This window comes from Bacillus sp. FSL W7-1034, assembly GCF_038593365.1.
In the GTDB taxonomy this organism is placed as follows: Bacteria; Bacillota; Bacilli; order Bacillales; family Bacillaceae; genus Bacillus; species Bacillus altitudinis.
This window is the reverse complement of record NZ_CP151989.1, coordinates 3,552,110-3,566,960: the sequence shown is the minus strand read 5'-3', so window position 1 is coordinate 3,566,960 and position 14,851 is coordinate 3,552,110. Positions and strand designations below refer to the sequence as shown.

Annotated in this window: 18 protein-coding genes; 12 read left to right on the top strand and 6 right to left on the bottom strand. The window is 41.1% G+C overall.

The window, feature by feature from the left end:
- The gene (gene garR / locus NST73_RS18415; RefSeq protein ID WP_024719229.1) at positions 1 to 894 is read right to left on the bottom strand and encodes a 2-hydroxy-3-oxopropionate reductase; all 894 of its coding nucleotides are present in this window, start codon (positions 892 to 894) and stop codon (positions 1 to 3) included.
- Between the two features lie 200 nt (positions 895 to 1,094).
- The gene (locus NST73_RS18410) at positions 1,095 to 1,952 is read right to left on the bottom strand and encodes a MurR/RpiR family transcriptional regulator (RefSeq protein ID WP_024719230.1); all 858 of its coding nucleotides are present in this window, start codon (positions 1,950 to 1,952) and stop codon (positions 1,095 to 1,097) included.
- Positions 1,953 to 2,113: 161 nt separating this feature from the next.
- Between NST73_RS18410 and NST73_RS18405 the strand changes: the two genes are divergently transcribed.
- Positions 2,114 to 2,791: a DUF3298 and DUF4163 domain-containing protein gene (locus NST73_RS18405; protein ID WP_024719231.1), complete on the top strand. Its 678-nt coding sequence runs from the start codon at positions 2,114 to 2,116 to the stop codon at positions 2,789 to 2,791.
- A gap of 79 nt (positions 2,792 to 2,870) precedes the next feature.
- Here NST73_RS18405 and NST73_RS18400 read toward each other — a convergent pair whose 3' ends face one another.
- The gene (locus NST73_RS18400) at positions 2,871 to 3,050 is read right to left on the bottom strand and encodes a hypothetical protein (protein ID WP_008345664.1); all 180 of its coding nucleotides are present in this window, start codon (positions 3,048 to 3,050) and stop codon (positions 2,871 to 2,873) included.
- Between the two features lie 288 nt (positions 3,051 to 3,338).
- Complete coding sequence (gene pepT / locus NST73_RS18395) at positions 3,339 to 4,571, bottom strand: peptidase T (protein ID WP_008345662.1); 1,233 nt, start codon at positions 4,569 to 4,571, stop codon at positions 3,339 to 3,341.
- A gap of 226 nt (positions 4,572 to 4,797) precedes the next feature.
- Here pepT and NST73_RS18390 point away from each other — a divergent pair, with 226 nt between their 5' ends.
- From NST73_RS18390 to NST73_RS18370, 5 genes are all read left to right on the top strand, one after another.
- On the top strand, positions 4,798 to 5,121 hold the full coding sequence (locus NST73_RS18390) for a WXG100 family type VII secretion target (RefSeq protein ID WP_017358661.1): 324 nt from the start codon (positions 4,798 to 4,800) through the stop codon (positions 5,119 to 5,121).
- A 4-nt stretch (positions 5,122 to 5,125) separates the two neighbouring features.
- Entirely contained in the window at positions 5,126 to 6,322 is a 1,197-nt protein-coding gene (locus NST73_RS18385) for a glycine zipper domain-containing protein (protein ID WP_017358662.1), read from the top strand.
- Between the two features lie 12 nt (positions 6,323 to 6,334).
- The gene (locus tag NST73_RS18380; protein WP_173408408.1) at positions 6,335 to 7,093 is read left to right on the top strand and encodes a hypothetical protein; all 759 of its coding nucleotides are present in this window, start codon (positions 6,335 to 6,337) and stop codon (positions 7,091 to 7,093) included.
- Between the two features lie 21 nt (positions 7,094 to 7,114).
- Positions 7,115 to 7,642, top strand: a complete 528-nt coding sequence (locus NST73_RS18375) for a YfjD family protein (protein ID WP_024719538.1) — start codon at positions 7,115 to 7,117, stop codon at positions 7,640 to 7,642.
- Positions 7,643 to 7,738: 96 nt separating this feature from the next.
- Entirely contained in the window at positions 7,739 to 8,194 is a 456-nt protein-coding gene (locus NST73_RS18370) for a helix-turn-helix transcriptional regulator (protein WP_008345651.1), read from the top strand.
- Positions 8,195 to 8,245: 51 nt separating this feature from the next.
- On the opposite strand, the gene NST73_RS18365 is transcribed toward NST73_RS18370, so the two are convergent.
- Positions 8,246 to 8,593, bottom strand: a complete 348-nt coding sequence (locus NST73_RS18365) for a helix-turn-helix transcriptional regulator (RefSeq protein ID WP_017368336.1) — start codon at positions 8,591 to 8,593, stop codon at positions 8,246 to 8,248.
- Between the two features lie 206 nt (positions 8,594 to 8,799).
- Between NST73_RS18365 and NST73_RS18360 the strand changes: the two genes are divergently transcribed.
- The 6 genes from NST73_RS18360 (at position 8,800) to NST73_RS18335 (ending at position 14,524) form a co-directional block, all read left to right on the top strand.
- Positions 8,800 to 9,789, top strand: coding sequence for an asparaginase (locus NST73_RS18360; RefSeq protein WP_017358664.1), 990 nt, complete (start codon positions 8,800 to 8,802; stop codon positions 9,787 to 9,789).
- Positions 9,790 to 9,817: 28 nt separating this feature from the next.
- Positions 9,818 to 11,239 (top strand): aspartate ammonia-lyase, encoded by a 1,422-nt coding sequence (aspA, locus tag NST73_RS18355; RefSeq protein WP_342499271.1) that lies wholly within the window; start codon positions 9,818 to 9,820, stop codon positions 11,237 to 11,239.
- 143 nt (positions 11,240 to 11,382) lie between these two features.
- Positions 11,383 to 12,789 carry a Na+/H+ antiporter NhaC gene (gene nhaC / locus NST73_RS18350; protein WP_024719537.1) on the top strand — a complete coding sequence of 469 codons (1,407 nt, stop codon included), beginning with the start codon at positions 11,383 to 11,385 and terminating at the stop codon, positions 12,787 to 12,789.
- A gap of 295 nt (positions 12,790 to 13,084) precedes the next feature.
- The gene (locus NST73_RS18345; RefSeq protein ID WP_017358667.1) at positions 13,085 to 13,510 is read left to right on the top strand and encodes a DUF5082 family protein; all 426 of its coding nucleotides are present in this window, start codon (positions 13,085 to 13,087) and stop codon (positions 13,508 to 13,510) included.
- Between the two features lie 37 nt (positions 13,511 to 13,547).
- A complete protein-coding gene (locus NST73_RS18340) occupies positions 13,548 to 13,814 on the top strand; it encodes a YwqI/YxiC family protein (protein WP_039165060.1) in 267 nt (88 codons plus the stop codon).
- A 284-nt stretch (positions 13,815 to 14,098) separates the two neighbouring features.
- Positions 14,099 to 14,524 carry a DUF5082 family protein gene (locus tag NST73_RS18335; protein ID WP_007497950.1) on the top strand — a complete coding sequence of 142 codons (426 nt, stop codon included), beginning with the start codon at positions 14,099 to 14,101 and terminating at the stop codon, positions 14,522 to 14,524.
- Between the two features lie 46 nt (positions 14,525 to 14,570).
- On the opposite strand, the gene NST73_RS18330 is transcribed toward NST73_RS18335, so the two are convergent.
- Complete coding sequence (locus tag NST73_RS18330) at positions 14,571 to 14,768, bottom strand: hypothetical protein (RefSeq protein WP_286069011.1); 198 nt, start codon at positions 14,766 to 14,768, stop codon at positions 14,571 to 14,573.
- Between the last annotated feature and the right edge of the window lie 83 nt (positions 14,769 to 14,851).

The window sequence follows — 14,851 nt, the reverse complement described above, 5'->3', positions numbered from 1 at the left end:
TCATCCTTTCTTCACTTCAACATGAGCCATTTTTTCGTAATATTGAACGATCCCACCGTGATCAAGTCCAGACTTTCCGTCCGCTTTGAGGGCGTGGAAGATTTCCAGCAGCTGACTAGAAAGCGGGAGAGGAACGCCGATATCGTGGGCAGTTTCCATGACATTGGTTAAATCCTTTAAGTTGATGTCAATACGTCCGCCAGGCTCAAAGTTTCGTTCTAAAATGAGAGGAACCTTCGCATCGAGTACAGCACTTCCTGCCAGTCCACCTCGGATGGCTTCATACATTTTATCAATCGCAATGCCAGACTTAGCGGCAAGGACGAGTGCCTCGGACATGGCAGCGATATTTAAGTTGACGATGATTTGATTCGCAAGCTTTGCGGTTGTCCCGCTTCCATTTGATCCAACTAATACGACATCTGTGCCCATGGCATAGAGGACATCCTTTACTTGTTCAAAAATCTCTTTTTCTCCGCCCGCCATAATCGCAAGTGTCCCGTCTATCGCCTTTGGCTCTCCGCCACTGACAGGAGCATCGATAAATTCGACCTGATGCTGTTTTGCCAGTGCCGCTAATGCTCTAGAAGTAACAGGTGAAATAGAGCTCATATCTATAATAATTGTGCCAGGTTTTGCTGTAGCCAATATGCCTTGTTCACCTGCTACGACTGCTTCTACATGCTCACCTTTTGGAAGCATCGTGATTATGATATCGCTTTCAGATGCTGCCTCAGCAGCTGATACAGCGGCATTTGCACCCAATTCTTTTAATGCTAGAACAGCTTCTGTATGAATATCGAAAACAGTCACAGTATGACCGGCTTTTAATAGATTGAGTGCCATAGGTTTCCCCATAATGCCTAATCCAATGAATCCAATTTGCTTTGCCATTTTGTCCGCCTCCTATTTAGAAACCCCTTACAAAAAGCGCTTTCTTTTCTTTTTGTTAGTATATATACTATCGATTTAAATTAATAGTAGGAAATAAACTATTGTTCATTTAATGTACATGACGAAATAGGAATGTGTCAACGGAAAATATGAGAAAAGTCACAAAAAAAAGACCGGAAACAGCTCCGGTCTATGGTCGATTATGTTTTATTTTTAGCTACAGCTAATCGAGAACGTTTGACGTTGTCGATTGCATTTGATCCTAATTCTAAAACAGCTGTGACGTACAAAACATCAATAATCACAAGCTGATTAATACGAGAAATCATTGAGTCAGAACGATAGGTTGTTTCTCTCGATGAACTGAGCAGATGAAAGTCGGATTTCTTGGCGAGCTCTGATTTCGGATAGCTCGTAATCGAGGCGACCGTTGCACCTTTTTCCTTTGCAAATTGCACGGCATCAAGGATTTCTCTACTTTCCCCTGAATGTGAGATCGCGACGATAAAATCATGTTCCGTTGCATGTGTTGCAATCATATTCATCATATGAGGATCACTGCATAGACTCACTTCAAAGCCAAGCTGGAGAAACTTATGATAGGCATCTCCGGCAATAAAACTGGAGGCACCTGCTCCAAAGAAGACGGTTTTATGAGCCTGTTTCATTTGCTCAATAAATTGTGTCACAGCTTGGTCTTCTAAAATATGTTTCATATCCTGAATAGAGTTGGTTGTTAACTCTATGACCTTATGTTTAATATCTGCGACACTATCAGATGCTTCGATCTCACCGTATATGGATTGAGGTGTATTGGTCGCAATATCCTGCGCGACATGGACACGAAACACTTGATAGGACTCATAGCCGATTTTTCGCAGAAAACGAAAGATCGTCGTTTCACTTGTGTTGCATTCAGCAGCGAGTGCACTAATCGAATGAAGCACAACTTTCTGAGGGTTTTGTAAAATGTAATTGGCAATCTTTTTCTGGGTAGGGGACAAACTATGAAATGTTGTCCGGATATGACTAAAAATATTCTCTTCTATGATAAACACCACACTTCATCTAACATTCTATCTTAAGCATACAGGAACTTATGAAAACGGTAAACAAACCTCACATGAAAAATAAAGAATAATATGGAAGAAAACACTTCTTTTGGTTCTTTTGTCATGGTATACTCAATTGGTAATAGACAAAAATGGGGGTTTTTACTATGACAATGAAAAAAGGCCTAACGATCAGCCTGCTCATTTTTTCGCTGATTGTTTCATTGTTTGCGCCAGTTGGATCTGCGGATGCCAAACAAGTGAAAAAAGCAAAAGTAAGTACACACTATTATAAAAAGAAAAAAACGTTTAAATATGCACAGGTGAAAAACCTTAGTAAAGCGCATATGAAAACCATCAATCGTGATTTAAAAGATGATATTGCATTCTCTTATTCTACGTACTTGTTCTTAAAGGACGAAGCGAAAAAAGAAGGCATTGGGAAGATCACATACGAGAGATCGTTTAAAACGAAATTTAACAATGGGAAGAAACTAAGTATCCTAAACTATGATTACATGAATGACGGTAGTATGCACGGGGATACGATGGTTACGAGCATGAACTATGTGTTAACAAAGAAAAAAACAAAGCAACTGTACTTTACAGATGTGGTAAAAACAAAGAAAAAGCGTACAAAAGTAAGAGATTATATCTATAACTACACAAAGAAGCATAAAAGTAAATTCTATGCGAATCTGAAAAAAAGCGATATTCAAATCGGCTACGACACGCAGTACTACTTCACGAAAAAGGGAATCGCTGTTGTCTTCCAGCCATATGAAATTTCACCGTACTATGTAGGAATTCCTATGATTCAAGTACCTGCGAAGGTGTATAAATAAACAAGAGAAACGGCCATGAATTTGGTCGTTTTTTTATACTTAAAAAGAGCCCCTGGTGACGAGGCTCTTCTTTTTACATTTATACTTGTTTGGGTGCATCGTTTAGTGGGTGACGGCGTTTGCCGTTGTAGTGGCGGCGCATACGAAAGATTTCAAACTCCGAAAGCTCTGCGCTTTTTCGTTTTTGGGTGCGGTTATCTTTTTTGAAAGAGAATAGTAAGTAGCAGCAAAGTGAAGCGATAATCAATAAAATCATCATATGACATTCCTCCAATTCATCCTATTCTTTAAGTGTAGACAGGGTGAGTGATGTTTATAACTGAAAATAGTTAGCAAATAGCGTTTAGTTCTAAAGGTTTATTCTTGCTGCTTTTTTAGGTCTAAAATACTGGTTGTTTTTAACTATTATATTTCCAGTTATTGCACTCGTCAAGAAGAATTTTTCTGGGGTTGTCTCTATTAGTACGATTAAGTGTAATAAAAGTTTCAGAAAATTGTAAACTTTTATTAAAAAACCGTTCCCGAACAGGAACGGTTGTAAACATGTTTATGCTTTTTCTTCAAATAAACGTGCAATTTCCACGATCACTTCTGACGCTTTCAGCATGTTCTCTACAGAGATGAATTCATATTTACCGTGGAAGTTTTCCCCGCCAGTAAAGATGTTTGGCGTTGGAAGTCCTTTATATGAAAGTTGTGAGCCATCTGTACCGCCGCGGATTGGTTCAATGACAGGTGTCACTGAGCGGTTTTCCATGGCTTCATGAGCGATGTCTACGATATGTTTGACTGGCTCAATTTTTTCTCTCATATTGTAATATTGATCCTGAATGCTAAGGGTGATGCTGTTTTCACCGTAGACTGCTTTTAAGTCGTTTGCGATTTTTTCAAACAGTGCTTTGCGCTTGTTGAATTTCTCTTTATCAAAATCACGAATAATATATTGCAGCTCTGCTTCTTCTACTTCTCCTACAAACCTCGTGAGGTGGAAAAAGCCTTCGTATCCTTCTGTGTATTCTGGAGATTCATCTGAAGGAAGTTTGTTGTGAAAGAGCATGCCGATCTTTGCAGCACTCACCATTTTGTCTTTTGCTGTCCCTGGATGGACGTTGTTTCCTTTAATTGATACTTTTGCACCTGCGGCGTTGAAGCTTTCATATTGAAGCTCTCCTAGCGGGCCGCCGTCAATCGTATAAGCATAAGAAGCGCCAAAGGCATCAACATCGAATTTGTGAGGTCCTCTGCCGATCTCTTCATCTGGTGTGAAGGCGACACGAATTTTTCCATGCTTGATTTCTGGATGCTCAATCAGGTAATGCATGGCGGTCATAATTTCTGCGATACCTGCTTTGTTATCTGCACCAAGCAGGGTCGTGCCATCAGTCGTGATGAGCGTATGTCCTTGGTATTTTTGTAAATTTGGAAACTGTGCTGGAGATAATACGATATGTAGATCTTCGTTTAACGTGATGTCCCCGCCTTGATAGTTCTCATGAATCTGCGGTTTCACGTTCTTGCCAGTGAAGTCAGTGGCTGTGTCGATATGAGCTAGGAAGCCAATGGTTGGCACTTCTTTGTCTGTGTTAGATGGGATCGTGCCCATGACATAACCGTTTTCATCCATTGTCACTTCTTGAATACCGATGGATTTCATCTCTTCAACAAGCTGCCTTGCTAAGTTCAGCTGTCCTTCAGTGGATGGACAGCTCTCTATGTCTGCATCAGACTGTGTATCCACTTTTACATAACTTGTGAATCGCTGGATCATTTCCTCTTTCATCAATACGTCACTCCTTTTGTAGAATATGTTCATTTTATCATGTCTTGAATGCGCTTCATAACAAGAAAGGCTTTCTCTGACAATTAGAGAGGAAAAAGACCTACTTTTATTTTGCGATGTGCTGAATGGTTCTTTAGGGTGATTTTTTTGGGTGTCTTTTTATTTATAATGAGGACATATAAAATCATCCATTTGTACGTTAATTTGGGAGAAAGGGGTGCGAAAGTTGGATTCTAGTCAAACACTTGCACTCGCTCAAAAGTTCCAGGAAGCTGCTGATGGCATTCGGCAGTCGAAGCAGCTGCTTGAGAATCGGCTGAAGGCAGTTGGATCAGGCTGGCAAGGGGAAGCAAGAGATAAATTTGATCAAAGCTTTGAGGAAACAGTGGCACGCTATGATCAATTTGAAAAGGACTTGCTTGAAACAAGTCAGGAACTGCGGGATGCTGCTGTCAAAATCGAGGAACGTAAAGCTGAAATCGCCAGAATGGAAGAGCTTGAGCGAAAAAGGCGAGAAGAACGGAGAGAAAGAAACCGAGAAGGGAGATGATGTGATGGCGCGTGACATTGTAGTAGATCCAGATCAGCTGACAGGGCTGGCGAATGATTTTGTAGGAGAGCTTTCGGCCATCGAAACAAAGCACCACGATTTACATAGTGAACTGGATGGCCTCATCCTAGGCTGTGATCCCCGTTATCGAAGCTGTTTTTCTGGAGTAGGAGATGCATGGGGTTCTGGACAAGCCTTAATGAGCAAATTGAGCAGTGACGACATTGCCATTCGTCATGCAACGGATAAAATGGTCGAAGCTGATGATATTTTAAGGAAAATGTACAGTCTGTATGATCAATATGGTACACTCACGAGCCTAGCTGGTATTGTGATGATGCAGGCAAAATACTATGGACTTGGCATGACGACCTTTATTAAAGAAAATGGCCGCTATGCTGCGCAGCATTCAAAGCTCCTTCTTGATGTGACCGGACGGGTAGAAGGAACGAGATTTGACCGGTTGGCAAGGATTTGGCTGAGTAAAAAAGAATTATTAAAACGGTCCAATTGGTCGATGGCTGACCTGGTCCATAAGAAATTTACGAAATTTTATCCTAGCGATACAGTTGCGTTCACGAACAGTGTACGTGATTTCACAAAAGGAAGTATCAATTGGAAGGACACAGCTGGCATCAAGTCTGTTCTGAAAAATGGTGCAAGGTTTGCGAAAGGAAATGCCATCATTGCAACGGTCGTCACGGGTGCAACAGAAACGGTTGGCTGCGGTCTGAAAATTGCGGAGAACTATGCGGAATTTGGGGATCAGCCAGAAGTTCTCAAGCGTGAAAATGCAAAGGCTGTTGGTAATGCAGTGAATAATACGGTCTTTATTGCAGGCGGATCTGTTGCAGGTGCCGTTGTGGGCGGCGCTCTTGGAAGCTTTGCAGGACCGATTGGAACAGTCGTTGGCGGAGCGATAGGATCAGCAGTAGGTGGCTTTATTGGTGAAAAAGTCGCCAAGCTTACTTCTGGTTTTGCAGAACAGGTCGCAGTGAAATTAAAAGACCCAATTCATGCGGTTGTCGATAAAGGAAAAAAAGCATTTGAACTGGCAGGTCAAGGTGTTAAAGCAGTCAATGACACCATTGATCAAGCAAATCAGGTGATACATAAAGGAATAGAAAAAACAAAAGAAACCGCAGATTCGCTGTTGAAAGGTGCAGGTGATTTCTTGAAGGGCGCATTTTCTTTTGGATAAGGAGAGATCAAGTTGGATCAGCTAAGTCTAAGTATCGAGGAACTCATCTTTAGTTTTTACAGTGAAGGCTATTTTGAGCAAGGGATGTCTTTAAAGGAAGCCTATTATCCAGATGTAGAGGATGAACGTCTTGGGTTTTTATTTGAAATTGCATGTCGCTCTTTGCTGGCAAAAGACGTGCTGGAATTTCGAAATAGACAATACCGTTATAAAGAAAAATACCGGCATTTCATTCAAGCCATGAACGATGCATCACATACCGTGAAAGCTTCAAGGTTTGGTGCATTAGATGAAGAGGTCAGTACGTCCTTTCATACGACTCAGGCAGGTGTGTATTCACACCATACGCTTTATGATCAACAAGTGCATCAGATTCACAAACTAAAAGACGACCAGCAGACTGTGGAGCAAGTGACAACCTTTTTGAACATACACATGAGCGAACACCTTACACCAGTCATCAATTTGAAGGCGGAAGAATTTGAACTGCTGTTAGAACAATCCAGTCAAGGGAATGATGATTGGCCTTCTTTTCTAAATAAAGCAGAGAACCAAGAGCTTGTGCGGGCATTTGTTTCTGATGTAAGGGTCAGAAAAGGAAAAATGGATTCTTTGATGAAGGTCACTTATGATAAAAATAATACGCCGGATGTAGAGTCTATGATATTTGTTATTCCGGGGCAGAAGCATTCTTGGCTAGTGTCGGGCATGAAGGAAAATGAATTTCGGATAGAGACGGCTCATAGGGACGGATTACGTTCTATATTCTAATGGAGAAAAGGAGAATGGCGCTTGAATCCAAGTGAAGTAATAGAAGTGAGGAGCAGACCCTTTCTAAGAGTATGGGCATTCTTAGCAACGGGCGGATTTGGCATCATCGGTATTTGGTTATTTTCAGAAGCTCTTACATTTGAATCGAATTATACGTTGTTTTTATTTTTAGGCGGATTATTAGGCATTGTCTATGGGTGGATCTCTTTTTTGATGATTCTTCCGGCTTTTACGAAGAGGGGAAATGTGATTTTTCGCATTCAGCGAGGAGAGAATGGCGCTGTTTTATACCGGCAACAAACAATCCCTTTTCAAGACATACAATCTATTGATATGCGCAGGCATCGTTACAGTATCAGGGGATTTCTGTTCATGGATGTGCTCATTCGGAAAATTGATGGGAAATTGATCAAGATTCCGGCGTACAGTATTTTAGATGAAGAAGTATTTGAGCAAACGGTGAAACAAAACATTTATCCATATTTACATGAGACTGCCCAAGAGAATTGGAAACAGCAGCATGGTCATGGTGAAAAGCAGAATCAATAGATGTTTTTGCCATCATTCCATGAGGTGAGACGCCACTTTTTTTAAGAAATCGTGTAAGATGTCAGTAAAGACTGAACAATCAAGAGGTGATGAGAGATGGACAAAGAAATGGTAATTGACCTCGTCACAGAACAAATGGCACGAATTCGAAAAGAAAAAGACTATACACAGGACCGCATGGCTGAGGTGCTTGGGCTATCCAAACGGCATTTGCAGCAGGTAGAAAAGAATCGTCTTCGCCTCAACTGGACGCAATCTGCGGCCGTATGTGCATTATTCAGGGATAGTGACATTTTAAAAGGGACACTTGGGGATGATCCGCTTGAGATTTTGGAAGTCGTCGCCCACGATGAATTGCATTTATCTGTTGAACGTACGATTGGCGGAAAGGTTTGGTGGCGGACGTCTGTGAGAAAAGGTACGTTTCGTCTTCAGCAGAATGTGCTAAGTCAGCATTACCGCATCTTAGATGATGAGAATTATCGCTATTATAGTTCCTTTAATAAAGAAGAAGCGAAGCGGCGGTTAGAGGAATTAAGTGAGCTGTCGTAAGCAGAAAAAGAGAGGTCCCTCTATGACAGGGACCTCTCTTTTTTGTGTTGTTTATACTTTCAGAGTGTTTTTCGCCCGAATAAAGGCAACAAGCTGTTTGATTTCTTCATCTGTTAGTGGAACGCCGTCTACATGGATGGTTCCTTCTTTTGCTTCCGTCAGCTCAATTTTGATATCAGAGATTTTGCGTTGTATCTCTGGCTCGTCCGTTCTACCAAGTAAAAAATCAATGGACGTATCATACAAATCAGCCAGCAGTTTCACTGCTTCAAGCGAAGGTCGTCGGTACCCAGATTCGTAACCGGCATAGGTGCTTTTGGCGATACCTAGGCGATCTGCCGTATGCTGGAGAGACCATTTTTTCTTTTTTCTAAGGGTGGTTAAACGATCGAGTATCATACATGAACGCTCCTTTATATACAACAACAGTATATCATATTTTGACAAAGAGTGTACGCGTTATGCGTAATAATTTCTTGATTAATTCGCGTTATGTGACTATAATGGCAATGAAGGTACGCGTAAAGCGTATATTATAGAATAGCACAAGCTGGCTTATAATATGTGTGACAAACGAAGTAATTTTACTGAAAGAGGTGGACCTGTTGAAGAAATTATTGCTTTTAACCACTGGTGGGACGATTGCATCTGTAGAAAGTGAAAATGGTTTAGCTCCAGGTGTTAAAGCTGAGGACCTTTTAAGCTATTTAAACGAAATTAATGCAGACTACACAATGGACACAAAGTCCCTAATGAGTATAGATAGTACCAATATGCAGCCTGAATACTGGGTTGATATCGCAACAGCCATTTATGAAAATTATGATCAATATGACGGATTTGTCGTCACGCATGGTACGGACACAATGGCCTATACATCAGCAGCACTATCGTATATGCTGCAAAATCCTGATAAGCCAATTGTCATTACAGGATCACAAATCCCAATTACGTTTAAGAAAACAGATGCGAAGAAAAACATTACAGATGCGATTCGTTTTGCATGTGACGGTGTTGGCGGCGTATACGTCGTGTTTGATGGCAGAGTCATTCAAGGAACTCGCGCAATCAAACTAAGAACGAAAAGCTACGATGCATTTGAAAGTATTAACTACCCATATATTGCATCGATTGAAAATCATCAAATTGAATACAATAGCAAAGTAAAAAGATCATCAATGAAACCGCTTAAATTAGATGCATCCTTGAACACAGACGTTTGTTTACTAAAACTGCATCCAGGACTGAAGCCTGAGTTTTTAGATTCAATCAAAGGGTTGTACAAAGGAGTCGTCATTGAAAGCTACGGCAGCGGCGGAATTCCTTTCGAAGGAAGAAACCTTTTAGAAAAAATCAACGAATTGCTGGAAGAAGGCATTTCTGTTGTGATCACCACTCAGTGTCTCGAAGAAGGAGAAGACATGAGTGTGTATGAAGTAGGACGTAAAATCAATCAAGAACTGGTTGCTCGTTCAAGAAACATGAACACAGAAGCCATCGTGCCAAAGCTCATGTGGGCATTAGGTAAAACAACAGATCCACGAGAAGTGAAAAAGATTATGGAAACGCCAATCGCAGAAGATTTAGTGATTTAACTATTCTATAGAAAGCAGGTCATACGAGATGGTTCAAGCAACTTATCGTTACGAGAAGGATTTTCTAGGTGAAAAAGAAATTCCCGCAGACGTGTATTATGGTGTTCAAACGCTTCGTGCAAAAGAGAATTTCCCAATTACAGGATATCGCATGCATGAAGAACTCATTCGAGCGTTTGCCATTGTCAAAAAAGCAGCAGCTCAAGCCAACATGGAAGTCGGACGTTTATATGAAGGAATTGGAAATGCGATCGTTCAAGCTTCAGATGAAGTCATTGAAGGCAAATTCCATGAATATTTCATCGTAGACCCGATTCAAGGCGGCGCAGGAACGTCTATGAATATGAATGCCAATGAGGTCATTGGAAACAGAGCCCTCGAGATCATGGGACATCAAAAGGGCGAATACATTCATTTAAGTCCAAACACACATGTGAACATGTCACAATCGACAAATGATTCGTTCCCAACGGCGATCCATATTGCAGTGCTCAAGCAGTTAGACATTTTACTTGAGACGATGCAGGCCATGCATGACGTATTTCAAAAGAAAGCAAAAGAATTCGATCATGTCATCAAAATGGGGCGTACTCATTTACAAGACGCTGTTCCGATCCGTTTAGGACAAGAGTTTGAAGCATACAGCCGTGTGCTCAGCCGTGATATTAAACGAATCAACCAATCAAAACAGCATTTATATGAAGTGAATATGGGTGCGACCGCTGTTGGGACAGGCCTCAATGCAGATCCTCGCTACATCGAAATCGTCGTGAAGAAGCTTGCTGATATTTCTGGACTGCCATTAGTAGGCGCAGAGCACCTCGTAGATGCGACGCAAAATACAGATGCATACACAGAAGTATCTGCTGCCTTAAAAGTATGCATGATGAACATGTCTAAAATTGCGAATGACCTTCGCTTAATGGCATCTGGCCCACGTGCAGGTCTTGCTGAGATTGCATTGCCAGCTCGTCAGCCGGGATCATCCATTATGCCTGGGAAAGTCAATCCAGTCATGGCAGAGCTCATTAACCAAATCGCATTCCAGGTCATTGGGAACGACCACACCATCTGTCTTGCTTCTGAAGCAGGTCAGCTTGAGTTAAATGTGATGGAGCCTGTTCTGGTCTTTAACTTGCTTCAATCTATTAGTATAATGAATAACGGATTCCGCTCATTCACAGATCATTGTTTAGTGGACATCGAAGCAAATGAAAAACGTTTGAAAGAATATGTAGAAAAAAGTGCAGGCGTGATCACTGCCGTGAACCCTCACTTAGGCTACGAAGCTGCGGCTAGAATCGCAAGGGAAGCCATTTTAACAGGACAATCGATCAGAGATCTTTGCCTGCAAAATGATGTGTTAACAGAAGAAGAACTTGATATTATCTTGAATCCATTCGAGATGACAAAGCCTGGTATTGCCGGTGCAGAGCTCCTAGAGCGATAATAATATCAAAAATTTTATTTTATTAATATGTGGAATTGCCTGTGAAAGAGAGAAAAACAGGCAATTCACTTTCTTTCGAATTGACACACTTTTTTCACAATATTTTGAAAACGCTTAACGCACGCACAAAGGGAGGAAACAAAATGAAAACACCACGTCTACCGTCTATTTTAGAAGTCGTGTCTGTACTTGGCTTATTTTTAGCAATTGTTTTATCATTCACTCTTTACTTCAAACTAGATATTCAGCTAGCATTGTTCATCTCATGGTTTATGGTTATCGCTTTAGGAATTCGTTTAGGGCATTCGTACAAAGACCTTCAAAATGCAATCACAAAAGGGATATCAAATGGATTAGAGGCTGTTTTAATCTTAATTGCAGTAGGTGCACTTGTTGGTACATGGATTGCCGGCGGTGTTGTACCCACGTTAATTTATTACGGACTGGAATTTATTCATCCTAATATCTTCTTATTAGCTACACTGATTATCTGTTCTATTATGTCTGTTGCTACTGGTACGTCTTGGGGTACAGTTGGAACGGCAGGTATTGCGATGATTGCGATTGGTGAAGGATTGGGTATCCCATTACCGATCGTAGCTGGTGCTGTTTTATCTGGCGCTTATTTTGGTGATAAATTATCTCCTTTATCTGATAGTACTGTGCTCGCTTCCTCTCTTTCAAAAGTGGACGTGCTGGCGCATGTAAGAGCCATGATGGTTTTATCCATACCGGCCTTTGTGATTACGGCTATTATGTTTACAATTACTGGATTTATGTATGGTGGAAGAAATATTGATCAAGATAAAGTAGAGTTTTTAAAACAAGCATTGCAGGATACATTCACGATTAATATTTGGATGATCATTCCGGCAGTCATTGTTGTCCTATTACTTGTATTGAAAAAACCGTCAATGCCTGTTATCGCAATTGGTGCACTGCTTGGGGCAGTCTGGGCGATGGCATTCCAAGGAATGAACCCAGCTGATGCGCTTGGTACAGCTTATAACGGCTTCTCTATTAATTCAGATGTAGATTTCTTAAATACACTGTTGAACCGTGGCGGTATTGTGAATATGTTAGGATCTCTAGTGGTCATTATTCTTGGACTTGGTTTTGGTGGAGTTCTTGAATACTTAGGCGTGTTAAAAGTGATCGTCGCAACATTCGAGAAAAAATTGTACAATGCAGGAAATGTGACACTGTCTACACTTGTAGTAGCATTCTTTGCGAATATCTTTGGTTGTGCAATGTATGTCTCATTAATTCTTACACCAAAAATCATGGAAAAAAGCTATGACAAATTAAAATTAGACAGACGTGTGTTATCTAGAAACTCTGAGGTTGGTGGAACACTTACGTCTGGTATGGTTCCGTGGTCAGATAACGGAATTTACATGGCAGGGATTCTAGGCGTCTCGACATTCTCTTATTTACCATTTATGTGGTTGAGCTTTGTTGCCATTGGCCTTGCCATTATCTACGGATATACAGGGAAATTCATTTGGTACGTGAAAAATCAACAAGACTCAGAAGAATCGGCATCATAAGCCGCTGCAAAAGCCGCCCCTCCCCCGGGCGGCTTTTGTTTGTCCTAGGACCGTAAGACTATGTGTGTTTCCAGAAGGGTGGTTATGTATTTTGACCCCCTATAAAAGAGGGCTTAAGGTGTGGTATGAAGCAGATTGAAAGCATATTTATACCATAAAAAGGGCACAAATCCCTATTCAAACATGAGTCTTTGAACCTTATAATAACAATATTGGAAAAAGTGCGATTCACCATTACGCTCGTTTAGAGGGACTCTAAGCAGCGTTTTTATTTTTGACAGGAGGAGGAACCCATATGAGCTTATCGGATATGCTGTCTGCCCTTAACGGTGGCATTTCAAATAAAAAGGCAGAGATCGAAGAGAAAATTGCTCGACTCAAAAAGGCAAAAAGTAAGATTGAACGTGAACAAGATGCCGCAGAAACAGACCTAAAACAAATCAAGCAGCCAAAGCTTGGGGCCTCTTGGAAAGGTGAGCGGAGCCAAGATTTCAAATCAGAGCGAAATGAAGCGCATGATGCGCTGCAAACGATCGTAAGCGATAAATACCCACGCTACGTGAGCCGAATCGAATTCAAAATCAGTACACTAGAAGCAGAGCAGGCTGCCTTATCCTTTGCCAGCTCTTTAGCTGGAGATGCCGCACGTTTGGCTGAAAAAGGAGAAGACGCAGTAGAAGACGCAAAACGCTTGATCTCAAAAGCATGGAGCAGCTTGTAAGCGAGCTTCATACTGAACAAATCTGGAGGATATCATAATGGGACAAATTAAGTTAAACTACCAAACAGTGATGGATAAACTAGATGAAGTCTCCCAAGCAGTTGAAGCTTTAACAATGAAAAAAGCAGCAGATAAAGCTGGTGAAAACAGCCTTGAATTTGTAACCAAATGGACGTCACGTGAAGCAGAGGTGGGCGAAATGGTCTCAAGCTTTAAAGAAGCCTTGATCAAAAACGTTCAGGATACACGCTCAAATGTGAAGACACTAAAAGAACAGGATGAAGCGATTGCGGCAAAATCATAAGCCCCAATCGTTTTATTGATAGCGTAGCTGAGTACGATGTAAAATATAGTCGTAAAGACTCATATATAATTCGGGATTTATGACCTTAGATTATTCCGTTTTTCTTCCAAACACCATGTTAAAAGGACACCTTTTCCCTATTTAAGCCTAAGGCTTTTCGCCTTATACTATACTTAATGAAAGCGAACGATAGAAATGTCAGGACTGGAAAAAGCAGATGATCTGCTCGGTTTCAAAAACGCTGACGCCGTGCTTTCTTATGAGGTCTAATAGAGGTGGATGACATGAGTTTATCCGAGATGCTGCACCATCTGCATATGGGGATTGAAAACAAACGTGCAGAATTTGACGAAATGATCTCTCGGTTAAAGACAGCCAAAAGTAATATTCGAACAGAACAAGATCTTGCGCAGTCTGACATAAAGGAAATCAAGAAGCCTGCTCTAGATTCGTCATGGAAAGGTGAGAGAGGAACGGACTTTCACCGTCATCGGAAAGAAGCCTATCACGTGCTGCACGACATTGTGAACAATGAGTATGAAACCTATATTACGGAGATAGACCAAAAAATTATGCACTTTGAGTTAAAAAAAATGGAACTCGCTGTCGCCAGTAATTTTGCAGGAAGAGCCCAAGATGTAATGGAAAAGGGCGAGGATTTTGCAAAGGATGTCAAACATTTAATTGAACGGGGCTGGAAAGCTCTTTAATAAAATAAACGAAACAGCCGGCTGAACAAGCGGCTGTTTTTTTGGTTTAGTCACATCCGCTGCTACCACCAGAATCACCACCGCAGGAGGCATCAGAAGCGTGATGTGTATACGAATCAGTATAGTTACTGGTTGTTGAACTGTGATGTGCAGAATGCTTAGAAGATGAACGCTTATCTTTTGGTGTAAACATGTGGGCGGCAATGGCGCCTAAAGAAGCTAGTATGATGATGATAACAAACATGATGTATCCCTCCTCTTGTTTCATATTCATACGTTTGAGCCATAACAAAGTTCCCGGTCGGAAAGAAAAACTGGGCAAAGAGT